This is a genomic window from Pseudomonas sp. KnCO4 (assembly GCF_045344305.1).
Classification (GTDB): Bacteria; Pseudomonadota; Gammaproteobacteria; order Pseudomonadales; family Pseudomonadaceae; genus Aquipseudomonas; species Aquipseudomonas anuradhapurensis.
The window spans coordinates 994644-1017732 of the sequence record NZ_CP174199.1; the positions used below are offsets into that span (position 1 = coordinate 994644).

Annotated in this window: 25 protein-coding genes; 14 read left to right on the top strand and 11 right to left on the bottom strand. The window is 63.8% G+C overall.

The window, feature by feature from the left end; genetic code table 11:
- Positions 1-28: 28 nt before the first annotated feature.
- The 5 genes from ACJA3S_RS04665 to tldD all read left to right on the top strand — a co-directional run bounded on the left by ACJA3S_RS04665 (position 29) and on the right by tldD (position 8358).
- Positions 29-640 (top strand): Maf family protein, encoded by a 612-nt coding sequence (locus tag ACJA3S_RS04665; protein WP_406820985.1) that lies wholly within the window; start codon positions 29-31, stop codon positions 638-640.
- A 54-nt stretch (positions 641-694) separates the two neighbouring features.
- Positions 695-2152, top strand: a complete 1458-nt coding sequence (rng, locus tag ACJA3S_RS04670; RefSeq protein ID WP_186686217.1) for a ribonuclease G — start codon at positions 695-697, stop codon at positions 2150-2152.
- 82 nt (positions 2153-2234) lie between these two features.
- Entirely contained in the window at positions 2235-6062 is a 3828-nt protein-coding gene (locus ACJA3S_RS04675; RefSeq protein WP_406820986.1) for a YhdP family protein, read from the top strand.
- A gap of 2 nt (positions 6063-6064) precedes the next feature.
- A complete protein-coding gene (locus ACJA3S_RS04680) occupies positions 6065-6916 on the top strand; it encodes a carbon-nitrogen hydrolase family protein (protein WP_406820987.1) in 852 nt (283 codons plus the stop codon).
- A 2-nt stretch (positions 6917-6918) separates the two neighbouring features.
- Complete coding sequence (gene tldD / locus ACJA3S_RS04685) at positions 6919-8358, top strand: metalloprotease TldD (RefSeq protein WP_406820988.1); 1440 nt, start codon at positions 6919-6921, stop codon at positions 8356-8358.
- A 57-nt stretch (positions 8359-8415) separates the two neighbouring features.
- Here tldD and yjgA read toward each other — a convergent pair whose 3' ends face one another.
- Positions 8416-8937 carry a ribosome biogenesis factor YjgA gene (gene yjgA, locus ACJA3S_RS04690; protein ID WP_003255152.1) on the bottom strand — a complete coding sequence of 174 codons (522 nt, stop codon included), beginning with the start codon at positions 8935-8937 and terminating at the stop codon, positions 8416-8418.
- 108 nt (positions 8938-9045) lie between these two features.
- Here yjgA and pmbA point away from each other — a divergent pair, with 108 nt between their 5' ends.
- The 3 genes from pmbA to ACJA3S_RS04705 all read left to right on the top strand — a co-directional run bounded on the left by pmbA (position 9046) and on the right by ACJA3S_RS04705 (position 12332).
- Entirely contained in the window at positions 9046-10392 is a 1347-nt protein-coding gene (gene pmbA, locus ACJA3S_RS04695) for a metalloprotease PmbA (RefSeq protein WP_406820989.1), read from the top strand.
- A 168-nt stretch (positions 10393-10560) separates the two neighbouring features.
- Positions 10561-10953, top strand: coding sequence for a FagA protein (locus ACJA3S_RS04700; protein ID WP_406822205.1), 393 nt, complete (start codon positions 10561-10563; stop codon positions 10951-10953).
- A gap of 2 nt (positions 10954-10955) precedes the next feature.
- Positions 10956-12332 carry a class II fumarate hydratase gene (locus ACJA3S_RS04705; RefSeq protein WP_406820990.1) on the top strand — a complete coding sequence of 459 codons (1377 nt, stop codon included), beginning with the start codon at positions 10956-10958 and terminating at the stop codon, positions 12330-12332.
- An 84-nt stretch (positions 12333-12416) separates the two neighbouring features.
- Here ACJA3S_RS04705 and ACJA3S_RS04710 read toward each other — a convergent pair whose 3' ends face one another.
- The 10 genes from ACJA3S_RS04710 to ACJA3S_RS04755 all read right to left on the bottom strand — a co-directional run bounded on the left by ACJA3S_RS04710 (position 12417) and on the right by ACJA3S_RS04755 (position 19430).
- Entirely contained in the window at positions 12417-12689 is a 273-nt protein-coding gene (locus ACJA3S_RS04710) for an HPr family phosphocarrier protein (protein WP_406820991.1), read from the bottom strand.
- Positions 12690-12708: 19 nt separating this feature from the next.
- Positions 12709-13563 (bottom strand): RNase adapter RapZ, encoded by an 855-nt coding sequence (rapZ, locus tag ACJA3S_RS04715; protein ID WP_170028404.1) that lies wholly within the window; start codon positions 13561-13563, stop codon positions 12709-12711.
- A 2-nt stretch (positions 13564-13565) separates the two neighbouring features.
- The gene (ptsN, locus tag ACJA3S_RS04720; protein WP_406820992.1) at positions 13566-14030 is read right to left on the bottom strand and encodes a PTS IIA-like nitrogen regulatory protein PtsN; all 465 of its coding nucleotides are present in this window, start codon (positions 14028-14030) and stop codon (positions 13566-13568) included.
- A gap of 12 nt (positions 14031-14042) precedes the next feature.
- Positions 14043-14351: a ribosome hibernation-promoting factor, HPF/YfiA family gene (hpf, locus tag ACJA3S_RS04725; RefSeq protein ID WP_003255135.1), complete on the bottom strand. Its 309-nt coding sequence runs from the start codon at positions 14349-14351 to the stop codon at positions 14043-14045.
- 79 nt (positions 14352-14430) lie between these two features.
- Positions 14431-15924: an RNA polymerase factor sigma-54 gene (locus ACJA3S_RS04730; protein WP_170028406.1), complete on the bottom strand. Its 1494-nt coding sequence runs from the start codon at positions 15922-15924 to the stop codon at positions 14431-14433.
- 176 nt (positions 15925-16100) lie between these two features.
- On the bottom strand, positions 16101-16826 hold the full coding sequence (lptB, locus tag ACJA3S_RS04735; protein ID WP_012270657.1) for an LPS export ABC transporter ATP-binding protein: 726 nt from the start codon (positions 16824-16826) through the stop codon (positions 16101-16103).
- Complete coding sequence (gene lptA / locus ACJA3S_RS04740; RefSeq protein WP_170028407.1) at positions 16827-17351, bottom strand: lipopolysaccharide transport periplasmic protein LptA; 525 nt, start codon at positions 17349-17351, stop codon at positions 16827-16829.
- Entirely contained in the window at positions 17338-17910 is a 573-nt protein-coding gene (lptC, locus tag ACJA3S_RS04745) for an LPS export ABC transporter periplasmic protein LptC (protein ID WP_170028408.1), read from the bottom strand. Before lptC ends, lptA begins: the two co-directional genes overlap by 14 nt.
- A gap of 8 nt (positions 17911-17918) precedes the next feature.
- Positions 17919-18443: an HAD family hydrolase gene (locus ACJA3S_RS04750; protein WP_085623989.1), complete on the bottom strand. Its 525-nt coding sequence runs from the start codon at positions 18441-18443 to the stop codon at positions 17919-17921.
- 12 nt (positions 18444-18455) lie between these two features.
- A complete protein-coding gene (locus ACJA3S_RS04755; RefSeq protein WP_406820993.1) occupies positions 18456-19430 on the bottom strand; it encodes an SIS domain-containing protein in 975 nt (324 codons plus the stop codon).
- A gap of 248 nt (positions 19431-19678) precedes the next feature.
- Between ACJA3S_RS04755 and ACJA3S_RS04760 the strand changes: the two genes are divergently transcribed.
- The 6 genes from ACJA3S_RS04760 (at position 19679) to ACJA3S_RS04785 (ending at position 23083) form a co-directional block, all read left to right on the top strand.
- Positions 19679-20488: an ATP-binding cassette domain-containing protein gene (locus ACJA3S_RS04760; protein WP_012270662.1), complete on the top strand. Its 810-nt coding sequence runs from the start codon at positions 19679-19681 to the stop codon at positions 20486-20488.
- Positions 20488-21285: a lipid asymmetry maintenance ABC transporter permease subunit MlaE gene (gene mlaE, locus ACJA3S_RS04765; protein WP_406820994.1), complete on the top strand. Its 798-nt coding sequence runs from the start codon at positions 20488-20490 to the stop codon at positions 21283-21285. The genes ACJA3S_RS04760 and mlaE overlap by 1 nt, the downstream gene beginning before the upstream one ends.
- A complete protein-coding gene (mlaD, locus tag ACJA3S_RS04770) occupies positions 21285-21770 on the top strand; it encodes an outer membrane lipid asymmetry maintenance protein MlaD (RefSeq protein ID WP_170028411.1) in 486 nt (161 codons plus the stop codon). Before mlaE ends, mlaD begins: the two co-directional genes overlap by 1 nt.
- 9 nt (positions 21771-21779) lie before the next feature.
- On the top strand, positions 21780-22427 hold the full coding sequence (locus ACJA3S_RS04775) for an ABC transporter substrate-binding protein (RefSeq protein ID WP_326433623.1): 648 nt from the start codon (positions 21780-21782) through the stop codon (positions 22425-22427).
- Positions 22424-22726 carry a lipid asymmetry maintenance protein MlaB gene (locus ACJA3S_RS04780; protein ID WP_170028413.1) on the top strand — a complete coding sequence of 101 codons (303 nt, stop codon included), beginning with the start codon at positions 22424-22426 and terminating at the stop codon, positions 22724-22726. Before ACJA3S_RS04775 ends, ACJA3S_RS04780 begins: the two co-directional genes overlap by 4 nt.
- Positions 22727-22843: 117 nt before the next feature.
- Positions 22844-23083 carry a BolA family protein gene (locus ACJA3S_RS04785; protein ID WP_003255121.1) on the top strand — a complete coding sequence of 80 codons (240 nt, stop codon included), beginning with the start codon at positions 22844-22846 and terminating at the stop codon, positions 23081-23083.
- The last annotated feature ends 6 nt before the right edge of the window (positions 23084-23089 follow it).

The window sequence follows — 23089 nt, forward strand, 5'->3', positions numbered from 1 at the left end:
CTGCCACGCCTGACAGGGAGATGTCTGCATGACCCCGCTATTCCTGGCCTCCGGCTCGCCCCGTCGTCGTGAACTGCTGACCCAGATCGGCGTGCCGTTCAGCGTCGTCAATGCCCCGATCGATGAAACCCCGCTACCCGCCGAAGGCGCCCCGGCCTATGTCGAGCGCCTGGCCAGGGCCAAGGCTGGCGCCGGCCTGGCCAGCATCGCAGGCCCGGCCGTGGTGCTCGGGGCGGACACCGCCGTGGTGCTCGATGGTCGCATCCTCGGCAAGCCAGAAGATCGCGAACAGGCCCTGGCCATGCTCGCCGGCCTGTCGGGCCGCGAGCACCAGGTACTGACCGCAGTCGCTGTTGGCGATGGCCAGCACATGCACAGCGTGTGCGTTACCAGCACGGTGCGTTTCCGCCCGATCAGCGCCGATGAAGCGCAACGCTACTGGGCCAGCGGCGAACCCTTGGACAAGGCTGGCGGCTATGCCATCCAGGGCCTGGGTGCGGTATTCGTCACCGGCCTTTCCGGCAGCTACTCGGCGGTGGTCGGCCTGCCGCTCAGTGAAACGGCCCAACTGCTTGGCTTGTTCGGCATCGCCTGTTGGCAATCTCCCGCGCATACGCCAGAGGTAACAAACCAGCGGTAGCCAGCACTGCATACGCCGTCCATCATTACCAGAGACCTTTGACGAGAGCCTGCCATGAGTGAAGAGATCCTGATCAACATCACCCCGATGGAGTCACGCGTGGCGGTGGTGGAAAACGGGGTACTGCAGGAAGTACACGTCGAGCGCACCCAGCGCCGGGGCATCGTCGGCAATATCTACAAGGGCAAGGTGGTGCGCGTGCTGCCAGGCATGCAGGCGGCGTTCGTCGACATTGGCCTGGAACGTGCGGCGTTCATCCACGCTTCGGAAATTTCCCAGCGCGAAGGCTCGGCGGTGGAGAACATCACCGCCCTGGTGCACGAAGGCCAGGCGCTGGTGGTGCAGGTTACCAAGGATCCGATCGGTACCAAGGGCGCGCGCCTGACCACCCAGCTGTCGATCCCGTCGCGCTACCTGGTGTACATGCCGCGCAGCAGCCATGTCGGTATTTCGCTGAAGATCGAAGACGAAGCCGAGCGTGAGCGCCTCAAGCAGGTGGTCAGCGACTGCATGGAAAGCGAAAACATCAAGGATGCCGGCGGCTTCATCCTGCGCACCGCTGCCGAAGGTGCGCGCGCTGAAGAGATCCTGCAGGACATCCGCTACCTGCGGCGCCTGTGGGAGCAGATCGGTACGCAGATCAAGACCTGCGGCGCGCCCATGGTCATCTACGAGGACCTGGGCCTGGCCCTGCGGACCTTGCGCGACCTGGTCAACCCGAAGATCGAGAAGATCCGCATCGACTCGCGGGAAACGTTCCAGAAGACCACGCAGTTCGTTGGCGAGCTGATGCCGGAAATCGCCGACCGCCTCGAACACTACCCGGGCGAGCGGCCGATCTTCGACCTGTACGGCGTCGAGGATGAAATCCAGCGCGCCCTGGAACGCAAGGTGCCACTGAAGTCCGGCGGTTACCTGGTGGTCGACCCGGCCGAAGCGATGACCACCATCGACGTCAACACCGGTGCCTTCGTTGGCCATCGCAACCTTGAAGAGACCATCTTCAAGACCAACCTCGAGGCTGCCACCGCCATCGCCCGGCAGCTGCGCCTGCGCAATATCGGCGGCATCATCATCATCGACTTCATCGACATGGAGGACGAGGAGCACCAGCGCCAGGTGCTGCGCACCCTGGAAAAGCAGCTCGAGCGCGACCATGCCAAGACCAACATCATCGGTATCACCGAGCTGGGCCTGGTGCAGATGACCCGCAAGCGTACCCGCGAGAGCCTGGAGCAGGTGCTGTGCGAGCCCTGCCTGGCTTGCCAGGGCCGCGGCAAGCTGAAGACCGCCGAAACCATCTGCTACGAGATTTTCCGCGAGATCCTGCGCGAGGCCCGGGCCTACCAGGCCGAAGGCTACCGGGTGCTGGCCAACCAGAAGGTGGTCGACCGGTTGCTGGACGAAGAATCCGGTAACGTGGCCGAGCTGGAGGCTTTCATCGGCCGAACCATTCGCTTCCAGGTCGAGTCGATGTATTCGCAGGAACAATACGATGTGGTGCTGCTCTGACTCCTTCTGATATGCACTGCGGGTGGGCCGGGCTGGCGGAACCGGTGCCACCGTCGATCATGGATAAACGACCTGGAGGGCCATGGCCATGGGACGTCTGAACCGCGTTCTGGTCGCCTTGACCCGCTGGGGGGTGGGTATTTGCGCCCTGCTGGCAGTGCTGGTGGCGCTGTATGTCAGCCTCGGCCGCGAGCTGGTGCCGTTGGTGGCCGAGTACCGTGCCGATGTGCAAAGCAAGGCCGAAAAAGCCCTGGGCTTGCCCGTGCACGTCGGTGCCCTCGAGGGCCGCTGGAGCGGCCTGGCGCCGGTGTTGCAGGTGCGCGACCTGCAACTGGGCGAGGGCGCCACGGCCCTGCGCCTGGATGACGTCAAGGTGGTGCCTGACATCTGGGCCAGCCTGACGACAGGCGAAGTACGCCTGGCCCGCATACAACTGGGCGGCCTGCAACTGATCCTGCGTGAAAACGAGCAAGGCAACTGGGCCCTCGAAGGCCTGCCGAAGAAGGACGATGCGCCGCTCGACCCCGCCGAGCTGCTGCAGCGCCTGCGTCAGCTGGGCCGCATTGATGTGTTCGACAGCCAAGTCACCTTGCACCCCTGGCAGCGCGACCCATTGACCCTCACCTATGTCAGTGCCGGCCTGCAGGCCGGTGCTTCGCGGCAGTCACTGGAGCTGCGTGCGACCTTGCCTGATGGCCAGCCCCTGGCGCTGAACCTGCGCAGCCGCGCCTCGGCCAGTGCCTGGCGCGACGGCCAGGCCGAAGCCTACCTCAGCTTGCCGCAGAGCGACTGGGCACGTTGGCTGCCGCCACGCCTGCTCGGCCAATGGCATGCCGACAGCTTGCGGGCGGGTGGCGAGTTCTGGGTCGACTGGCAGCAAGGGCAGTTGCAGCAGGCCGTGGTGCGCCTCAATGCCCCCGAGCTGCAGGGCGCCTATGCCGGGCGCAAGGCGGTCAAACTGCACAACCTTGCCCTGGGGGCCTGGTTCCAGCGGCGCGAACAAGGCTTCGACGTGGTGCTCGATTCGCTGGCCATGGATATCGGCAAGACCCGTTGGGAGTCGCACCTGCAGTTGCAGCAGCGTCCTGGCGAGAGCGCTGCCGATGAGCGCTGGCAGTTGCAGGCCGACCGCCTCGACCTGACGCCGCTGACTCCCTTGATCGACGCCCTGGCGCCGTTGCCGGACAAGCTCATGGCGGTGGTCGATGGCCTCAAGGTGACTGGCGCATTGCGCAACGTGCGGCTGGAAGCCAGGCCCAAGGCCGAGGGCGACCAGCGCCTGCAGTTCGCAGCCAACCTGGAGAAGGTCGGCTTCGACGCCTATCACAATGCGCCGGCGGCCGGTAACGTCAGCGGCAGCATCAGCGGTGACCTCGGCCATGGCGAACTGCGCCTGGACACCGACGCGTTCATGCTGCATCTGTACCCGATCTTCGCCAAACCCTGGCATTACCAGAAGGCCAATGCACGCCTGACCTGGACCCTGGACCAGCAAGGTTTCACCCTGGTCGCGCCGTACCTCAAGGTACTGGGCGAGGAAGGCAAGATCGCCGGCGACTTCCTGATCCGCCTGCTGTTCGAAGAGGGGCGTGAGGACTACATGGACCTGCGTGTCGGCCTGACCGAAGGCGATGGCCGCTATACCGCCAAGTACCTGCCCGAGGTGCTCAGCCCGGCCCTCGATGAATGGTTGCGCAGTGCAATCGTCAAAGGCACGGTGGACGAAGGCTATTTCCAGTACCAGGGTTCGCTGAACCATGGCGCGGCGCCAGAAGCGCGCAGCATCAGCCTGTTCTTCAAGGTGCGTGATGCGGCGCTGGACTTCCAGCCCGGCTGGCCGCAGGTGCAGCACGTGGATGGCGATGTGCTGATCGAGGACAGCGGGGTACGGATCAAGGCCCAGCGTGGCGTACTGCTCGATACCAAAGTCAGTGATGTCAGCGTCGATATACCGCATGCCGAGGCGGGCCAGCCCAGCCACCTGTACCTCGATGGTGCCTTCGACGGCAGCCTCGGCGATGGGCTGAAGATTCTCAAGGAAGCGCCTATCGGCACGGGCGAGATTTTCGCCGGCTGGGAGGGCGAGGGGCCACTCCAGGGCAAGGTCAGGCTCGACATCCCGCTGGCTCATGGGCAGCGGCCAAAAGTGCAGGTGGACTTCGCCACCCACGATGCACAGCTGAAAGTGGCGCCACCAACCTTGGAGCTGAGCAACCTGAAGGGCGACTTCAGCTTCGATTTCGACAAGGGCCTCAGTGGCAAGGACATCAGCCTGCAGGCTTTCGGCAAACCGGTGACGGCGCAGATCACCGCCGAAGGCCAGCCAGGGCAGATACAGTCGCGCATCAATGCCAGTGGCCGGGTGTCGCTCAAGGCGCTGACCGACTGGCTGCAGTTCAAGCAGGCCTTGCCGGCCTCCGGCGAGTTGCCGTACCGCTTGCAGCTTAGCCTGGGGGGGCGCGACAACCGGCTGAGCGTCAACTCCAGCCTCAAGGGCCTCGCCATCGACCTGCCGGCACCGTTCGGCAAGGCAGCTGCCGAAACCCGTGACGGCCGGTTCAGCATGACACTGCAAGGGCCGGAGCGGCGCTTCGATGCGGCGTACGCCGACCTTGCCCGCTTTGCCTATGCGGCGCCGGCCGACAAGCTGGCCCAGGGGCGTGGCGAGCTTGTGCTGGGCGGCGGCGATGCGCAGCTGCCTGGCGGCCAAGGCCTGCGTGTGCGCGGTCGCCTGGACACGCTGGACCTGGCGCCATGGCAAGATCAGGCTGCACGTCTGGGCGGCGACGACCCAGGCGGCAGCGCGCGGCAGAATCTGCAGGGTGTCGACTTGAGCATCGGCCAGTTGAAGGCGTTCGGCATGGACCTCAATCAGGCCGTGGTGCGCCTGGCCCGCGGCGGTCCGGCCTGGGACCTGCGTGTGGACAGCAAGGAAGTCATCGGCAACGCCCGGCTTGCGGATGCCAAGGGTGCGCCGCTGGTGGTGCGCCTGCAAACCTTGCGCCTGCCGGCTGCCAGCGCTGCCGAGCAGCAGGCCGAAGACGGCGTGGACCCGCTGGCTGCATTCGACCCACGCAAGGTCCCGGCGCTGGACCTGAACATCGACAAGCTGTACCGCGGTGACGACCTGTTCGGCAGCGCATCGCTCAAGTTGCGGCCGACCGCGCGTGGCGTGACCGCCAGTGATATCGACCTGGCCTTCAAAGGCCTGCATATCAACGGTGGTGGCGGCTGGGAAGGCGAACCGGGCAGCACCGGCAGCTGGTACAAGGGGCGTCTGGACGGCAAGAACCTGGCAGACGTGCTCAAGGCCTGGGGCTTTGCCCCTACCGTGACCAGCCGCGAATTCCGCCTGGATGTGGATGGCCGCTGGCCAGGTTCGCCGGCAGCCGTCGGTCTCAAGCGCTTCTCCGGCAGCATGGACGCGGCGCTGCGCACCGGCCAGTTCGTCGAGGTCGAAGGCAGCGCCCAGGCGCTGCGGGTATTCGGCCTGCTCAATTTCAACTCGATCGGCCGACGCCTGCGCCTGGACTTCTCCGACCTGTTCGACAAGGGCCTGGCCTACGACCGGGTCAAAGGCCTGCTGGTGGCCAGCGATGGTGTCTACGTGACCCGCGAGCCGATCGCGGTAACCGGCCCGTCGAGCAATTTCGAGCTGGATGGCACGCTGGACATGGTGAACGACCGGGTCGATGCCAACCTGCAAGTGAGCCTGCCAGTGACCAACAACCTGCCCCTGGCGGCGCTGATCGTCGGCGCGCCAGCGGTAGGCGGGGCGCTGTTCCTGGTCGACCGGCTGATTGGTGACCGGGTGTCGCGTTTTGCCAGTGTCCACTACCGTGTCGAAGGGCCATGGAAAGAGCCTAGAATCACATTTGTGAAACCTTTCGAGAAATCCCGCCAGGAGTAGCCATGAAGGCAGCGGTAATCCAGATGGTCAGCCAGGACGATGTGCTGGCCAACCTGCAACGCGCCGGTGCCCTGCTGGAGCAGGCAGCATTCGGCGGTGCGCGTCTGGCCGTGCTGCCAGAAAACTTCGCCGCCATGGGGCGCAAGGATGCCGCTGCCATCGGCCGCGCCGAAGCATTGGGCGAAGGGCCCATCCTGCCATGGTTGAAACGCACCGCCCGCGACCTCAGGTTATGGATTGTCGCCGGTACCTTGCCATTGCCGCCGGTCGGGCAGCCCGACGCCAAGGCCCATGCCTGCTCGCTGCTGATCGACGAACACGGCGAGGTGGCGGCACGCTATGACAAGCTGCACCTGTTCGATGTGGACGTCGCCGACAACCGTGGCCGTTATCGGGAGTCTGACGACTACGCCCATGGCGCCCAGGTGGTGGTGGCCGATACGCCGGTAGGGCGACTGGGGCTGAGCGTGTGCTACGACCTGCGCTTTCCCGAGCTTTACAGTGCACTGCGTGCCGCAGGTGCCGAGCTGATCACGGCGCCGGCCGCCTTCACCGCGGTAACCGGGGCGGCGCACTGGGAAGTGCTGGTGCGCGCCCGTGCCATTGAAACCCAGTGCTACCTGCTGGCCGCAGCGCAGGGCGGGACCCACCCGGGGCCACGGGAAACCCATGGCCATGCGGCGATCGTCGACCCCTGGGGGCGCATCGTCGCGGAACAGGCGCGAGGCGAAGCAGTACTGCTGGCCGAGCGCGACATCGACGAACAAGCGTCCATCCGGACGCGCATGCCGGTGCTGTCGCACCGGCGCTTCTTCCCGCAGGACGCATTGCGGCCTGCGCACACCTCGGAGTGACTATGAGCCAGATGTTATCCACCGTCAGCGAACATCTCCTGGCCCCAGGCGGCTTGACCGTGGACAGCCTGCAGAGCGTGCTGGGCGAGTTGGCCGGCCCCGGCATCGATGCCGCCGACCTGTATTTCCAGGGGCAGATCTCGGAAACCTGGGCGCTGGAAGACGGCATCGTCAAAGAAGGCAGCTTCAACCTGGACCAGGGCGTGGGCGTGCGTGCCCAGTCCGGCGAAAAGACTGGCTTTGCCTATAGCAACGCGATCAACCTCGAGGCACTGACCTCGGCGGCCCGTGCCGCCCGTTCGATTTCGCGCGCCGGGCAGAACGGCAAGGTGCAGGTGTTCCGTAGCCAGGATGTGGCCGCCCTGTACCCGGCGGACAACCCGCTGGATGTACTGAGCCGCGCCGAGAAGGTCGAGCTGCTCAAGCGTGTCGACGCCGCCACCCGCGCCCTCGATCCGCGCATTCAGCAGGTCAGTGTGAGCATGGCCGGGGTCTGGGAGCGCATCCTGATCGCCGCCGCCGATGGCAGCCTTGCCGCTGACGTGCGCCCGCTGGTGCGTTTCAACGTCAGCGTCATCGTCGAGCAGAATGGCCGCCGCGAGCGTGGCGGGCAGGGCGGTGGCGGGCGTACCGACTACCGCTTCTTCACCGAAGAACGGGTCATGGGCTATGCCCGCGAAGCGCTGCGCCAGGCCCTGGTCAACCTGGAGGCGATTCCGGCGCCGGCCGGTACCCTGCCGGTGGTGCTCGGGTCGGGTTGGTCGGGCGTGCTGCTGCACGAGGCTGTCGGCCATGGCCTGGAAGGTGACTTCAACCGCAAGGGCAGTTCGGCGTTCAGTGGCCGCATCGGCGAAAAAGTGGCCTCGAGCCTGTGCACCATCGTCGACGACGGCACCCTGGAAGGCCGCCGTGGTTCGCTGAGCGTGGATGATGAAGGTACACCGACCGCATGCACCACGCTGATCGAAAACGGTGTGCTCAAAGGCTACATGCAGGACAAGCTGAACGCCCGCCTGATGGGCATGGCAGTGACCGGCAACGGCCGCCGCGAATCCTACGCGCACCTGCCGATGCCACGCATGACCAATACCTACATGCGCGCTGGCGACAGCGACCCGGAGGAAATCATCGCCTCGGTGAAGAAGGGCATCTACTGCGCCAACCTGGGCGGTGGCCAGGTGGATATCACCAGCGGCAAGTTCGTGTTCTCGACCAGCGAGGCCTACCTGATCGAGGACGGCAAGATCACCGCGCCGGTAAAAGGGGCGACCCTGATCGGCAATGGCCCGGAGGCGATGAGCCGGGTGTCGATGGTTGGTAACGACCTGGCGCTGGACAGCGGGGTAGGGACCTGCGGCAAGGACGGGCAGTCGGTGCCGGTCGGGGTCGGTCAGCCGACCTTGAAGCTGGATGCGATTACCGTGGGCGGTACCGGGGCGTGATGGCTTCGGGGACCGTTGTGGGAGCGGGCGTGCCCGCTCCCACAGGAGCCCGGGCTGTCAGCGCAAGCCGCGCTGCAGTTCGTCGAGGTCGCGGATGTACTTGAACACCTTGCGCGCAGCGGCAGGCGGCTTGTTCCGCGCTTTTTCGTGCTGGGCATGGCGCACCAGCGAGCGCAACTGCTGGCGGTCGGTATCGGGGTACTCGTTGACGAAGCGTTCGAGGTCTTCGTCGTTACCGTCGATCAGCCGGTCGCGCCAGCGCTCCAGGCTGTGGAAACGCTCGTTGTACTGGCGCGTGGAGCTGTCCATCTGTTCGAGCAAGGCGTGGATGGCATCCAGGTCCTGCACACGCATCAGCTTGCCGACGAACGACATGTGCCGTTTGCGCGCGCCGTGAGCAGTGTGCTTGCTGGCCTCGGCCAGGGCCTTGCGCAACTCGTCGGTCAACGGCAGGCGGGCCAGGGTATCGGCCTTGAGCGTGGTAAGGCGCTCGCCGAGTTCCACCAGCGCATGCAGTTCACGCTTGATCTGGGTTTTGCTTTTTTCGCCGTCGAAGGCGTCGTCGTTTGAATCAACCATGGTGGCAGTCCGCTAGAAATCGCCGCCATGATAACCAGTCGGGGGCCGCTTGTCCGGCCCGGTCGTAGAATGATCCTTGCCGAACGCAGAATTTGAGTGGAGAGAACCATGAGTGCAGTCCAGAGCGTAGGTCCGAAGGACCTGCCAGCATTGCAGGAGCAGGTCGAGGCGATCATCGCCGAGGCGCGCCGCCAGGGGGCCAGTGCCTGCGAGGTGGCGGTGTCGCTGGAGCAGGGCCTGTCCACCACGGTACGCCAGCGCGAGGTCGAAACGGTCGAGTTCAACCGCGACCAGGGCTTTGGCATCACCCTGTATGTCGGCCAGCGCAAAGGCTCGGCCAGCACCTCGGCCAGTGGCCCGGAGGCGATTCGCGAAACCGTTGCCGCTGCCCTGGCGATTGCCAGGCATACTTCCGAGGATACCTGTGCCGGCCTGGCCGACGCGGCCCTGATGGCCCGTGAGATCCCGGACCTTGACCTGTACCATGACTGGGATCTGGAGCCCGAGAAGGCCATCGAGATGGCGCTGGCCTGCGAGGCGGCGGCATTCGACGCCGACCCACGCATCCTCAACGCTGACGGCACCACCCTCAATACCCACCAGGGGTGCCGCGTGTATGGCAACAGCCATGGCTTCATCGGTGGCTACGCCTCGACCCGGCACAGCCTGAGCTGTGTGATGATCGCCGAGGGCGACGGGCAGATGCAGCGCGACTACTGGTACGACGTGAACCGCCAGGGCCAGCTGCTGGCCGACCCGCGTAGCATTGGTGCGCGCGCTGCCCAGCGTGCCGCCAGCCGCCTGGGCGCGCGGCCAGTGCCGACCTGTGAAGTGCCAGTGCTGTTTTCTGCCGAGCTGGCGGGTGGCCTGTTCGGCAGCTTCCTGTCGGCCATTTCCGGCGGCAACCTGTACCGTAAATCGTCGTTCCTCGAGGGAACCATCGGCCAGCGCCTGTTCCCCACCTGGTTGACCCTCGACGAGCGCCCGCACATTCCGCGTGCGCTGGGCAGCGCAGCGTTCGATGGCGACGGCCTGGCAACCTATGCCAAGCCGTTCGTCGACAAGGGCGAGCTGGTCTCCTACCTGCTGGGTACCTATTCCGGGCGCAAGTTGGGGCTGCCGAGCACGGCCAATGCCGGCGGCGTGCACAACCTGTTCGTCAGCCATGGCATCGAAGACCAGGCGGCGCTGATCCGGCGCATGGGCCGCGGGCTGCTGGTGACCGAACTGATGGGGCACGGCCTGAACATGGTAACGGGCGATTATTCGCGTGGTGCGGCGGGCTTCTGGGTCGAGAATGGCGAGATCCAGCATGCGGTGCAGGAAGTGACTATCGCCGGCAACATGAAAGACATGTTCCAGCAGATTGTTGCGATTGGCAGCGATCTGGAAACCCGCAGCAATATCCACACCGGTTCGGTGCTGATCGAGCGGATGACTGTGGCGGGTAGCTGATTCGCTGCTTGGCGCGGCTTCTGCGCGGTGAACCTGCAAAGAGGCCCAGTCCAGAAGGAAGACAATCCAATCCCGGCGCTCACGCCGGGATTTTTGTTTCCGCACCTTTCCCTTGAAGTGATACAGATTCTCAATTAATAATGAATGTCATTATCTGGCAACCCGGCGATGATGTTCATGAAACCCGCTCTCCGCGAACTGCCCTACCTGGACAACTGGCGCTGGCTCAGTCGACGCATACGCTGCGCGCTCGACCCTGACGAGCCGCGCCTGATCGAGCATTACCTGGCCGAAGGCCGCTACCTGGTGTGCTGCACCGAAACCTCGCCATGGACCGTGGCCCTGACCTCGTTCCGCCTGCTGCTGGATACCGCCTGCGATCGCATGTTGCCCTGGCACTGGCGCTGCCAGTGCCTGGACCAGGCCTGGCGCCCGCTGCTGGACCTGCGCAACCTCGATCGCCAGGCGCACAACCAGCGCTGGCAACCCTATGCCCTGCAGTTGGCCAATTGCCGCCTGCTGCCGTCGCTTTCTCCCGATGAACTGATGCAAGGATTGTGAACATGAGTGATACCCGTATCGAGCGCGACAGCATGGGCGAACTGCAGGTGCCGGCTCAGGCCCTGTACGGTGCCCAGACCCAGCGCGCGGTCGACAATTTCCCGATCAGCGGCCAGCGCATGCCGGCCCAGTTCATTCGGGCGCTGTTGTTGGCCAAGGCTGCGGCGGCCAAGACCAATGTCGAGCTGCAACAGCTGTCTGCAGCGCAGGGCCAGGCGATCGTCACGGCAGTCGAACAGCTGTTGGCGGGGGAGTTCATCCAGCATTTCCCGGTGGATGTGTTCCAGACCGGCTCTGGTACCAGCTCGAACATGAACGCCAACGAGGTGATTGCCACCTTGGCCAGCCGTATCCTGGGTGATGCTGTCAGCGCCAACGACCACGTCAACTGCGGCCAGAGCAGCAACGACATCATCCCTACCACCATCCATGTCAGTGCGGCGTTGGCCCTGCATGAGCAACTGCTGCCGGCCCTGGCGCATCTGGTCGAGGTCATCCAGGCCAAGTCGCAGCAAGTGCATCAGTACGTCAAGACCGGCCGTACCCACCTGATGGATGCCATGCCGGTGCGCATGAGCCAGGTGCTGGATGGCTGGGCCGCGCAGCTCAACGGCGCCAAGGCGCATATCGAAGCTACCCTGCCGAGCCTGCAGGCGTTGGCCCAGGGCGGCACTGCGGTGGGTACCGGCATCAACGCCCACCCGCAATTCGCTGTCGGCTTCGCCCGTCAACTCAGCAGCCTGACCCCGGTCGAGTTCACCCCCGGGCAGAATCTGTTCGCCTTGATCGGCTCGCAGGACACCGCCGTGGCCCTGTCCGGCCAGCTCAAGACCACTGCGGTGGCGCTGATGAAAATCGCCAACGACCTGCGCTGGATGAATTCCGGGCCATTGGCCGGCCTGGGTGAGATCGAGCTGCAAGGCCTGCAACCGGGCTCTTCGATCATGCCCGGCAAGGTCAACCCGGTCATTCCGGAAGCCACCGCCATGGTTGCCGCCCAGGTGATCGGCAATGACGCCACCATCGCCATTGCTGGCCAGTCCGGTAACTTCGAGCTGAACGTGATGCTGCCGGTGATCGCCCGCAACCTGCTGGAAAGCATCGAGCTGATGGCCAACGCCAGCCGCCTGCTGGCTGACAAGGCCATCGCCAGCTTCAAGGTCAACCAGAGCAAGCTCAAGGAAGCCTTGGCGCGCAACCCGATCCTGGTCACGGCGCTGAACCCGATCATCGGTTACCTGAAGGCCGCTGAAATTGCCAAGACCGCCTATAAGCAGGGGCGACCGATCATCGACGTGGCCCTGGAGCACACCGACCTGTCACGTGAGCAGCTGGAGGCGCTGCTGGACCCGGAGAAGCTCACCGCTGGCGGTATCTGATCCTGGGTCACCGCCCAAGGTTGGCCGACGGCGAGCGGCTACCCTGGGCGGGTATACCGTACATCGAGGTCACGCTGCGCGGGCCTATTCGCCTTCGTCGAAGTAGTTGTTGATCAGTTCGACCAGCGCATCCATGGCTTCGTTGTCCTGGTCGCCTTCGGTATGCAGGTGCACCTGGGTGCCTTTGCCAGCCGCCAGCATCATCACCGCCATGATGCTTTTGCCATCCACCAGTTTGTCTGGCGCGCGGCCCACCCTGACCTGGCAGGGGAAGCGGCCGGCCACGCCAACGAACTTGGCTGCCGCCCGGGCGTGCAGCCCCAGCTTGTTGATGATGGTGATTTCACGGGCGGGCATCGTGGGGCGGATCCTTGGGCTAGAGGTCGCGGTGGCGAACCTGGACGTTTTTCAGGGATTGCTGCAGCAATTGGCCGAGGCGCTCGGTGATGTATACCGAACGGTGATGGCCACCGGTGCAGCCGATGGCGATGGTGACGTAGGCACGGTTGCTGGCGGCGAAGCGGGGCAGCCACTTCAGCAGGTAGCTGGAGATGTCGTTGAACATTTCTTCGACGTCAGGCTGTGCGGCCAGGTAGTCGATAACCGGTTGCTCGAGGCCGGAGTGTTCACGCAACTCGGGCTTCCAGTAGGGGTTGGGCAGGCAGCGTACGTCGAACACCAGGTCGGCATCGACCGGCATGCCGCGCTTGAAACCGAACGACTCGACCAGAAACGCAGTGCCAGGCTCGGGCTGGTTGAGCAGGCGCAACTTGATGGAGTCGCGCAGCTGGTACAGGTTCAGGCTGGTGGTGTCGATCTTCAGGTCGGCCAGGTCGGAAATCGGCCCCAGCAGCTCGCTCTCAACGCGGATTGCCTCGGCCAGCGAACGGTCGGCATTGGTCAGCGGGTGGCGCCGGCGGGTTTCCGAAAAGCGCTTGAGCAGCGTGTCCTCGTCGGCATCCAGGAACAGTACGTCGCACTGGATGTGTCGGGCACGGGCTTCTTCGAGCAATTGAGGGAAACGGCTCAGGTGGCTGGGCAGGTTGCGTGCGTCGATCGACACGGCAACCTTGGGTTGCAGCAGCTCGGTGTTGATCAGCGCGTTTTCCGCCAGTTGCGGCAGCAGCCCGGCGGGCAGGTTGTCAATGCAGTAGAAACCGTTGTCTTCCAGGACATCGAGGGCGGTGCTCTTGCCGGAGCCGGACCGGCCGCTGACGATGATCAGGCGCATGTTCAGTGCTCGTTCTGTACGTCCAGGACAACCTGGAACAGGGCCTCGCTGCTGGTGGCCGCACGCAGGCGGTCACGCACTTCCTTGCGATCAAGCATGCTGGCAATCTGCCGCAGTAATTCCAGGTGAGCATCGGTCGCGGCTTCTGGCACCAGCAGGACGAACAGCAGGTCCACCGGAGCGCCATCGATCGCGTCGTAGTCGATGGGGGCTTCCAGGTGCAGCAGGGCGCTGACCGGAGCGGAGCATCCTGGGAGCCGGCAGTGCGGGATGGCAATGCCATTACCGAAACCGGTCGAGCCGAGTTTCTCCCGGGCGACCAGTTTTTCGAAGACGACCTGCATCTCCAGTTCTGGTACTTGTTCGGCGATGACGGTGGCGACCTTTTCCAGGGCGCGCTTCTTACTGCCGCCCGGCACGTTCACCAGGGAACGGCCGGGGGTCAGGATGGTTTCAAGTCGGATCATGGATGAGGGGGATCAGCGGGCAGCTGCACCTTGCAGCAGGCTTTGCTGTTTTTCCTTGTGTTTTTTCAGTTGGCGGTCGAGCTTGTCGGCCAAGGCATCGATCGCTGCATACATGTCTTCGTGTTCGGCGTTGGCAACCACTTCGCCGCCGGGAATCTGCAGGGTCGCCTCGACCTTCTGTTGCAGCTTCTCGACCTTCATGATGACCTGCACGTTGGTGATCTTGTCGAAGTGACTTTCCACCCGAGCGAGTTTTTCAAGCACGTAATCGCGCAGTGGCTGGGTGACTTCTACATGCTGTCCACTGATATTGACTTGCATACAGCTTCTCCTTTGTTGCCCGTGCATAAAGAGGCAGGTCTTGCACCTGCCCCACAAACGCTGTGGCGCATCTCAGGGGCTACATCAGTCGCTTGCGTTCGCTCGACGGTGCGATGCCGAGAGACTCGCGGTACTTGGCGACGGTGCGACGGGCTACCTGGATGCCTTGTGCCTCCAGTAAACCAGCGATCTTGCTGTCACTCAATGGCTTTTTCTGATTTTCCGCCGCAACCAGTTTCTTGATGATCGCGCGGATCGCCGTGGACGAGCATTCTCCGCCTTCGGAGGTGCTGACGTGGCTGGAGAAAAAGTATTTCAGTTCGTAGATGCCACGTGGCGTGTGCATGTATTTCTGCGTGGTAACCCGCGAAATGGTCGATTCGTGCATGCCGACCGCCTCGGCGATGTCATGCAGTACCAGGGGTTTCATCGCTTCGTCGCCGTGGTCGAGGAAGCCGCGCTGGTGCTCGACGATCTGCGTGGCCACCTTCATCAGCGTCTCGTTGCGGCTTTGCAGGCTCTTGATGAACCAGCGCGCTTCCTGCAGCTGGTTGCGCATGAAGGTGTTGTCGGCACTGGTATCGGCCCGGCGCACGAAGCCGGCGTACTGCGGGTTGACGCGCAGGCGCGGGATGGCTTCCTGGTTCAGCTCCACCAGCCAGCGGTCATTGTCCTTGCGCACGATGACGTCGGGCACCACGTATTCAGGTTCGCTGGACTCGATCTGCGAACCGGGGCGCGGGTTGAGGCTCTGCACCAGCTCGATGACCTGGCGCAGCTCGTCTTCCTTGATTTTCATGCGCCGCATCAGCTGGCTGTAGTCGCGGCTGCCGAGCAGGTCGATGAAATCGGTGACCAGGCGCTTGGCTTCGGTCATCCACGGCGTGTTGGCCGGCAGTTGGCGCAGTTGCAGCAGCAGGCATTCGCCGAGGTTGCGAGCGCCGACGCCGGCCGGTTCGAACTGCTGGATGCGGTGCAGCACCGCTTCGACCTCGTCCAGCTCGATATCCAGCTCAGGATCGAAACCGGCGCAGATTTCCTCGAGGGTGTCTTCCAGGTAGCCCTGGCCATTGATGCTGTCGATCAGGGTGACGGCGATCAGGCGGTCGGTATCCGACATCGGTGCCAGGTTCAACTGCCACAGCAGGTGGCTTTGCAGGCTTTCGCCGGCCGATGTCCGCGTGGTGAAGTCCCATTCGTCATCGTCGTTGCTGGGCAGGCTGCTGGCGCTGGTCTGGTAGATGTCTTCCCAGGCGGTGTCCACGGGCAGCTCGTTGGGAATGCGCTCGCTCCACTCGCCGTCTTCAAGGTTGTCGGCACTGGTGGTGCTTTCCTGGAAACTGTTGTCCTGGACTTCGGCGGCCGGTTTGTTCTCGGCGTTGTCCGCCATCGGGTCGCTGTTGTCGAAGTCGTCGCCGTCTTCCTGACGTTCGAGCATCGGGTTCGACTCCAGCGCTTCCTGGATTTCCTGTTGGAGGTCCAGGGTGGAGAGCTGGAGCAGGCGGATGGCCTGTTGCAACTGCGGCGTCATCGTCAGTTGCTGGCCCATTTTTAGGACGAGCGATGGTTTCATGGCTGGGGCTTAATACCTTGTTCGCCGGCGCGCATGCGCCATCCACTACACGAGGGCGCCGGGGCGCCAGATCAAGCAAGTTTTATGCCTTAAATTGTAGCGTTTGCCTAGAGTACCGTAACAACTTTACCCGCGATTGCAGGGCGAATTGCCGGCACTCCAGGCGCGCACTGGGTTCAGAGCCGGAACTCGTGGCCCAGGTAAACCTCTTTGACCAGGTCGTTGGCCAGGATGGTCTCGGCGTCGCCTTCGGCGATGAGCCGGCCATCATTGACGATATAGGCGGTTTCGCAGATATCCAGGGTCTCGCGGACGTTGTGGTCGGTGATCAGTACACCGATGCCCTTGGCCTTGAGGTGGTGGATGATCTGCTTGATGTCGCCGACGGAAATCGGGTCGACACCGGCAAACGGTTCGTCCAGCAGGATGAACTTGGGGGCGGTCGCCAGCGCACGGGCGATCTCGACGCGACGGCGCTCGCCACCGGACAGGCTCATGCCGAGGTTGTCGCGAATGTGGCTGATGTGGAATTCCTGCAGCAGGCTTTCCAGTTCCTTGCGGCGGCCTTCGCGGTCGAGGTCCTTGCGGGTCTCGAGAATGGCCATGATGTTGTCGGCCACCGACAATTTGCGGAAGATCGAGGCTTCCTGCGGCAGGTAGCCGATACCGGCACGGGCGCGACCGTGCATGGGCTGGTGGCTGACATCGAGGTTGTCGATCAGCACGCGGCCCTGCTCGGCCTGGACCAGGCCGACGATCATGTAGAAGCAGGTGGTCTTGCCGGCGCCGTTGGGGCCGAGCAGGCCGACGATCTGGCCGCTGTCGATCGACAGGCTGACATCACGTACGACTTGCCGCCCCTTGTAGCTCTTGGCCAGGTGCTGGGCTTTGAGGGTTGCCATTTACTCGGCCTTCTTCTTGGGCTGGATCACCATGTCGATACGCTGACGCGGCGAAGTCACGTTGCCACCACGACCGGCGGTCGCCACCTGGGTCTTGGTGTTGTAGACGATCTTCTCGCCTTCGGTGGTGTTGCCTTCGTTCTCGACCTTGGCGCGATCGGTGAGGACCACCATGTCCTTCTGCGCCTGGTACTGGATGGTGACTGCCCAGCCTTTCATCTTGTCCGGCTTGGCTGCGCTCTGCTGCTGCTCGAAGTAGGCCAGGTTGCCCACCGAGGTCACCACGTCGATGTCGCCGGAGGCGGAACGGGTGATGGTCACGGTGTTGCCTTTGATCATCATCGAACCCTGGGTGATGATCACGTCGCCGGTGTAGGTGGCCACGCCCTGCTTGTCGTCCAGGTGGGCGTTGTCGGCCTGGATGCGGATAGGCTGGTCACGGTCATTCGGCAGGGCGAGGGCGCTCGCGCTTCCCAGTGCTGCGCTCAGGCTGAGCAAAAGGGGGAGGGTTTTAACGAGCCTCATACTGTCCTCTTACGTTAGAGAGCAAGTCCATCTTGCCTTCTTTCAAATACGCTTTCATTCCTTTGCCCGTAGTCGTGCCACCGGCGCCGTCGATTCTAACGGCTTGCTCGGTCTGCGCATATTGCTTCTGCGGGAACACGGTCATGCGTGAGCTGGTAATGATGGTTTCGCGCTGTTTTTCGTCGGTGCGGGCAACCCGCACGTTGTCGATCAGTTCAACCTCGCTGCCGTCCGGGTTGACCTCGGCGCGGGTGCTCTGCACGTGCCAGGGGAACGCGGTGCCGCGGTACAGGTGCAGGTCCGGCGTGGTCAGCAGGGTGATTTCGCTGGCCTTGAGGTGCTCGACCTTGTCGGCGGTCATTTCGTACTGCAGCTTGCCGTCGGGCAGGAACTGCACGCTGTGGGCGTTGACGGCGTAGTAGTCGATGGCGCTCTTGTCGACCTGCGCTACCGGTTTGTCGAGGAAGCTTTCCGGGCTGACATTCCAGTAGCCGATCGCCACCAGCAGGGCGGCGATCACCGCGAGCAGCGCAATGTTGCGGGCTTTCTTGCTGAACATGGGCAGCCTTACAGGTAGTTGGCGTTGGCAGCGTCCAGGGTGCCCTGGGCCTGCATGATCAGTTCGCAGAATTCACGGGCCGCGCCTTCGCCGCCACGTGCCTGGGTCACGCCATGGGCGTGCTGGCGAACGAAGGGGGCGGCGTTGGCCACCGCCATGCCCAGGGCGACCCGGCGAATCACCGGCAGGTCCGGCAGGTCGTCGCCGAGGTAGGCCACTTGAGCATAGCTCAGGCCCAGTTCGGCGAGCAGGCCGTCAAGCACCACCAGCTTGTCCTCGCGGCCCTGATAAAGGTGCGGGATGCCGAGGTTCTTCGCCCGCCGCTCGACCACCGGGGTCTTGCGCCCGCTGATGATCGCGGTGGTCACGCCCGAGGCCATGAGCATCTTGATGCCCTGGCCGTCGAGGGTATTGAAGGTCTTGAATTCGCTGCCGTCCTCGAGGAAGTACAGGCGCCCGTCGGTGAGCACGCCGTCCACGTCGAACACTGCCAGCTTGATGTGCTTGCCGCGTTGCATGAGGTCCTGGTTCATTCCATCGCTCCTTTACATTACGCCGGCGCGCAGCAGGTCGTGCATGTTCAGGGCGCCGGTCGGGCGGTCCTCACGGTCTACCACCACCAGGGCGCCGATCTTGTGGTCTTCCATGATTTTCAGGGCCTCGGCCGCGAGCATGTCGGCGCGGGCCGTCTTGCCGTGCACGGTCATGACCTGCTCGATCAGGGTGGTGTGGACGTCGATGTTGCGGTCCAGGCTGCGGCGCAGGTCGCCGTCGGTGAAGATCCCGGCCAGCTTGCCGTCGGCTTCGACGATCACGGTCATGCCCAGGCCCTTGCGGGACATTTCCAGGAGGGCGTCCTTGAGCAGGGTGCCGCGCGGTACCTGGGGCAGGTCGTCACCGGCGTGCATCACGTTCTCGACCTTCAGCAGCAGGCGGCGGCCCAGCGCCCCACCCGGGTGCGAGAAGGCGAAGTCCTCGGCGGTGAAGCCACGCGCCTCGAGCAGGGCGATGGCCAGGGCGTCGCCAAGTACCAGCGAAGCGGTGGTGGAAGAGGTGGGGGCCAGGTTGAGCGGGCAGGCCTCTTGCTCGACGCGCGCGTCGAGGTTGACCTCGGCAGCCTGGGCCAGGGGCGAATCCGGATTGCCGGTCAGGCTGATCAGCTTGATGCCCAGGCGCTTGATCAGCGGCAGCAGGGTGACGATTTCGGCGGTGCTGCCGGAATTCGACAGGGCCAGGATGACATCATCGCGGGTAATCATGCCCATGTCGCCATGGCTGGCTTCGGCAGGGTGCACGAAAAACGCCGGCGTACCGGTGCTGGCGAGGGTGGCGGCGATCTTGTTGCCGATGTGCCCGGACTTGCCCATGCCGACCACGACGACCCGGCCCTTGCTGGCCAGGATCAGTTCGCAGGCCTTGACGAAATTGTCGTCGATGCGCGCCAGCAGGGCCTCTACGGCCTCGACTTCCAGGCGCAGGGTGCGTTGGGCGGATTGGATCAGCTCGCTGGATTGGCTCATGTCGAAAAAGCAATGCCTGATGAAAAGGCGGCGATTATAGCTGCAATGAAAGAAACCCTCACGCTTTCGATTGCCCTGGCGAATCTCGCGGCAGCCTGTCACCGGGCTGAACGACTCGTTAGCCGACCTTGGGGCGGCGCTGTCAGCGGTGCTATAGTTCGCCGCTATTCGGCCTGCCAGGGGCGTGTGTGCCTTCCAGGTGGAGGCCGGCGTCCATTAGGACGAGGCTGCATCAGCAAGGAGTCTAGATGAGTGTGGATAGCGCCTACGCGGTCGAGTTGAAGGGGGTTACCTTCAAACGCGGTTCGCGCAGCATTTTCAGCAACGTCGACATTCGCATCCCGCGCGGCAAGGTCACCGGTATCATGGGGCCATCGGGGTGCGGCAAGACCACGTTGCTCCGTCTGATGGGCGCGCAGTTGCGCCCTTCCAGCGGTGAGGTCTGGGTTGCCGGGCAGAACCTGCCGACGCTGTCGCGCAGCGACCTGTTCGACGCCCGCAAGCAAATGGGGGTGCTGTTCCAGAGCGGCGCGCTGTTCACCGACCTCGATGTGTTCGAGAACGTCGCGTTCCCGCTGCGCGTGCACACCCAGCTGTCGGATGAAATGATCCGTGACATCGTGCTGATGAAACTGCAGGCCGTGGGCCTGCGTGGTGCCATCGACCTGATGCCGGACGAACTGTCCGGCGGCATGAAGCGCCGCGTGGCGCTGGCCCGGGCGATTGCCCTGGACCCGCAGATCCTCATGTACGACGAGCCGTTCGTCGGCCAGGACCCGATCGCCATGGGGGTGCTGGTGCGCCTGATCCGCCTGCTCAACGATGCGCTGGGTATCACCAGCATCGTGGTCTCCCATGACCTGGCGGAAACCGCCAGCATCGCCGACTACATCTATGTGGTGGGTGACGGCCAGGTACTTGGCCAGGGCACCCCTGACGAGCTGATGGGGTCGGACAACCCGCGCATTCGCCAGTTCATGAAAGGCGACCCGGACGGTCCGGTACCTTTCCATTTTCCCGCGCCTGACTACCGCGCCGACCTGCTGGGGGCGCGTTGATGCGCAGAAAATCCTTACTCGAACGTGTGCGCCTGCTCGGGCGTTCGGCAATCGACGTGCTGGCGGTGCTGGGGCGTTCCTGCCTGTTCCTGTGCCATGCCCTGATCGGCCGTGGCGGTATCGGTGGCGGATTCCAGCTGCTGACCAAGCAGCTGTACTCGGTGGGTGTGCTGTCGCTGGCGATCATCGTCGTGTCCGGGGTGTTCATCGGCATGGTGCTGGCGCTGCAGGGCTACAGCATCCTGACCAAGTACGGCTCGGAGCAGGCCGTGGGGCAGATGGTGGCCCTGACCTTGCTGCGTGAGCTGGGCCCGGTGGTGACCGCCTTGCTGTTCGCCGGCCGCGCCGGCTCGGCGCTGACCGCTGAAATCGGCAACATGAAGTCCACCGAGCAGCTGTCGAGCCTCGAAATGATCGGCGTCGACCCGCTCAAGTACATTGTCGCCCCGCGCCTGTGGGCCGGTTTCATCTCGCTGCCGTTGCTGGCGCTGATCTTCAGCGTGGTGGGCATCTGGGGTGGCTCGTGGGTCGCCGTGGACTGGCTGGGCGTCTACGAGGGCTCGTTCTGGGCCAACATGCAGAACAGTGTTTCGTTCACCGACGACGTGCTCAACGGGCTGGTCAAGAGCCTGGTATTCGCCTTCGTCACGACCTGGATCGCCGTATTCCAGGGGTACGACTGTGAGCCCACCTCAGAAGGGATCAGCCGTGCCACCACCAAGACCGTGGTCTACGCCTCGTTGGCAGTGCTGGGTCTGGACTTTATTCTGACCGCCTTGATGTTTGGAGATTTCTGATGCAAAACCGCACCCTGGAAATCGGTGTCGGCCTGTTCCTCCTGGCCGGGATCCTGGCGCTGCTGCTGCTGGCCCTGCGTGTCAGCGGCCTGTCGGCCAGCCCGAGCAGCGATACCTATAAAGTTTATGCGTACTTCGACAATATCGCCGGTTTGACGGTCAGAGCTAAAGTGACCATGGCTGGTGTGACCATCGGCAAGGTTACCGCCATCGACCTGGACCGTGATTCCTATACCGGTCGGGTGACGCTGCAGCTGGACAAGTCGGTGGATAACCTGCCGGTCGACTCCACTGCCTCGATCCTGACCGCTGGGTTGCTGGGCGAGAAATACATCGGCATCAGCGTGGGCGGTGAAGAGCAGGTGCTCAAGGATGGCGCGACCATCCATGACACTCAGTCGGCCCTGGTGCTGGAAGATCTGATTGGCAAGTTCCTGCTCAACTCCGTTGGCAAGGAACCGAAAGAAGCGCAACCGGCTAATTAAGGAGTTTCCATGATTTCGATCCTGCGACGTGGCCTGCTGGTCCTGCTGGCGGCCTTCCCCCTGATGGCAATGGCCGCGCAGTCGCCGCACGACGTGGTGCAGAGCACCACCACCGAGCTGCTGGGTGAGCTCAAGGCCAACAAGGAGCAGTACAAGACCAACCCGCAAGCTTTCTACGACACCCTTGACCGGATCCTCGCGCCCGTGGTCGATGCCGACGGCATTTCCAGAAGCATCATGACCGTCAAGTACTCGCGCAAGGCCACGCCCGAGCAGATGCAGCGCTTTCAGGAAAACTTCAAGCGCAGCCTGTTCCAGTTCTACGGTAACGCGCTGCTGGAGTACAACAACCAGGGCATCGTCGTGGACCCGGCCAAGGCCGATGACGGCAAGCGCGCCAGCGTCGGCATGAAGGTCACCGGCAACAACGGTGCCGTGTACCCGGTGCAGTACACCCTGGAAAACCTCGGTGGCGAGTGGAAAGTGCGTAACGTGATCGTCAACGGCATCAACATCGGCAAGCTGTTCCGCGACCAGTTCGCCGACGCCATGCAGCGCAACGGTGGCGACCTGGACAAGACCATCGACGGCTGGGCCGGTGAAGTGGCCAAGGCCAAGCAGGCCGCCGACAACTCCCCGGAGAAGACCGTCAAATGAGTGAGGCTGCCGTAAGCATGGCCGAGCCGGGCGTGCTGCGCCTGGCCGGCGTGCTGGACTACCGCAGCGGGCCGCTCCTGCGCAAGCAGGGCAAGGCGCTGATCGGCGCCTGCGGCGAGGCGCAGGTGGTGCTCGATTGCGCGGCGGTGCAGCGCTCCACCAGTGTCGGCCTGTCATTGCTGCTGGCCTTCATGCGTGATGCCCAGGCCGCTGGCAAGGGTTGTCAGGTGCGCAACATGCCCGACGACATGCGCGAAATTGCCGAGGTCTATGACCTCGATGAAGTGCTGGCAACCTGATGGCGTGACAGCAATGATGGCCCCTCGGTCAGTGAAGCCCTCGTTGGGCTTCGCAGGCGAGGGGCTTTTTTGTATGATGGCCGACCCGTGCGCATCGGGCGCCGATTGAGGTTGAGCATGCAGGCCGTAGAAGTTAAAAGCTTCCTTGAAGAGAAATTGCCGGGTTCCCGGGTCGAAGTTGAAGGCGAAGGCTGCAACTTCCAGTTGAACGTGATCAGCGACGAGTTGGCTGGCCTGAGCCCGGTCAAACGCCAGCAGGCGATCTATGCTCACCTGAATCCGTGGATCGCCAATGGCAGCATCCATGCGGTAACCATGAAATTTTTCAGCAGCGCAGCCTGGGCTGAGCGCACCTGAGCCAAC

What these genes read in the sequence shown, in the direction of transcription:
- ACJA3S_RS04665 (WP_406820985.1), top strand. Translation starts at nt 29, where the DNA reads ATGACCCCGCTATTCCTGGCCTCCGGCTCGCCCCGTCGTCGTGAACTG.
- rng (WP_186686217.1), top strand. Translation starts at nt 695, where the DNA reads ATGAGTGAAGAGATCCTGATCAACATCACCCCGATGGAGTCACGCGTG.
- ACJA3S_RS04675 (WP_406820986.1), top strand. Translation starts at nt 2,235, where the DNA reads ATGGCCATGGGACGTCTGAACCGCGTTCTGGTCGCCTTGACCCGCTGG.
- ACJA3S_RS04680 (WP_406820987.1), top strand. Translation starts at nt 6,065, where the DNA reads ATGAAGGCAGCGGTAATCCAGATGGTCAGCCAGGACGATGTGCTGGCC.
- tldD (WP_406820988.1), top strand. Translation starts at nt 6,919, where the DNA reads ATGAGCCAGATGTTATCCACCGTCAGCGAACATCTCCTGGCCCCAGGC.
- yjgA (WP_003255152.1), bottom strand. Translation starts at nt 8,937, where the DNA reads ATGGTTGATTCAAACGACGACGCCTTCGACGGCGAAAAAAGCAAAACC.
- pmbA (WP_406820989.1), top strand. Translation starts at nt 9,046, where the DNA reads ATGAGTGCAGTCCAGAGCGTAGGTCCGAAGGACCTGCCAGCATTGCAG.
- ACJA3S_RS04700 (WP_406822205.1), top strand. Translation starts at nt 10,561, where the DNA reads ATGATGTTCATGAAACCCGCTCTCCGCGAACTGCCCTACCTGGACAAC.
- ACJA3S_RS04705 (WP_406820990.1), top strand. Translation starts at nt 10,956, where the DNA reads ATGAGTGATACCCGTATCGAGCGCGACAGCATGGGCGAACTGCAGGTG.
- ACJA3S_RS04710 (WP_406820991.1), bottom strand. Translation starts at nt 12,689, where the DNA reads ATGCCCGCCCGTGAAATCACCATCATCAACAAGCTGGGGCTGCACGCC.
- rapZ (WP_170028404.1), bottom strand. Translation starts at nt 13,563, where the DNA reads ATGCGCCTGATCATCGTCAGCGGCCGGTCCGGCTCCGGCAAGAGCACC.
- ptsN (WP_406820992.1), bottom strand. Translation starts at nt 14,030, where the DNA reads ATGATCCGACTTGAAACCATCCTGACCCCCGGCCGTTCCCTGGTGAAC.
- hpf (WP_003255135.1), bottom strand. Translation starts at nt 14,351, where the DNA reads ATGCAAGTCAATATCAGTGGACAGCATGTAGAAGTCACCCAGCCACTG.
- ACJA3S_RS04730 (WP_170028406.1), bottom strand. Translation starts at nt 15,924, where the DNA reads ATGAAACCATCGCTCGTCCTAAAAATGGGCCAGCAACTGACGATGACG.
- lptB (WP_012270657.1), bottom strand. Translation starts at nt 16,826, where the DNA reads ATGGCAACCCTCAAAGCCCAGCACCTGGCCAAGAGCTACAAGGGGCGG.
- lptA (WP_170028407.1), bottom strand. Translation starts at nt 17,351, where the DNA reads ATGAGGCTCGTTAAAACCCTCCCCCTTTTGCTCAGCCTGAGCGCAGCA.
- lptC (WP_170028408.1), bottom strand. Translation starts at nt 17,910, where the DNA reads ATGTTCAGCAAGAAAGCCCGCAACATTGCGCTGCTCGCGGTGATCGCC.
- ACJA3S_RS04750 (WP_085623989.1), bottom strand. Translation starts at nt 18,443, where the DNA reads ATGAACCAGGACCTCATGCAACGCGGCAAGCACATCAAGCTGGCAGTG.
- ACJA3S_RS04755 (WP_406820993.1), bottom strand. Translation starts at nt 19,430, where the DNA reads ATGAGCCAATCCAGCGAGCTGATCCAATCCGCCCAACGCACCCTGCGC.
- ACJA3S_RS04760 (WP_012270662.1), top strand. Translation starts at nt 19,679, where the DNA reads ATGAGTGTGGATAGCGCCTACGCGGTCGAGTTGAAGGGGGTTACCTTC.
- mlaE (WP_406820994.1), top strand. Translation starts at nt 20,488, where the DNA reads ATGCGCAGAAAATCCTTACTCGAACGTGTGCGCCTGCTCGGGCGTTCG.
- mlaD (WP_170028411.1), top strand. Translation starts at nt 21,285, where the DNA reads ATGCAAAACCGCACCCTGGAAATCGGTGTCGGCCTGTTCCTCCTGGCC.
- ACJA3S_RS04775 (WP_326433623.1), top strand. Translation starts at nt 21,780, where the DNA reads ATGATTTCGATCCTGCGACGTGGCCTGCTGGTCCTGCTGGCGGCCTTC.
- ACJA3S_RS04780 (WP_170028413.1), top strand. Translation starts at nt 22,424, where the DNA reads ATGAGTGAGGCTGCCGTAAGCATGGCCGAGCCGGGCGTGCTGCGCCTG.
- ACJA3S_RS04785 (WP_003255121.1), top strand. Translation starts at nt 22,844, where the DNA reads ATGCAGGCCGTAGAAGTTAAAAGCTTCCTTGAAGAGAAATTGCCGGGT.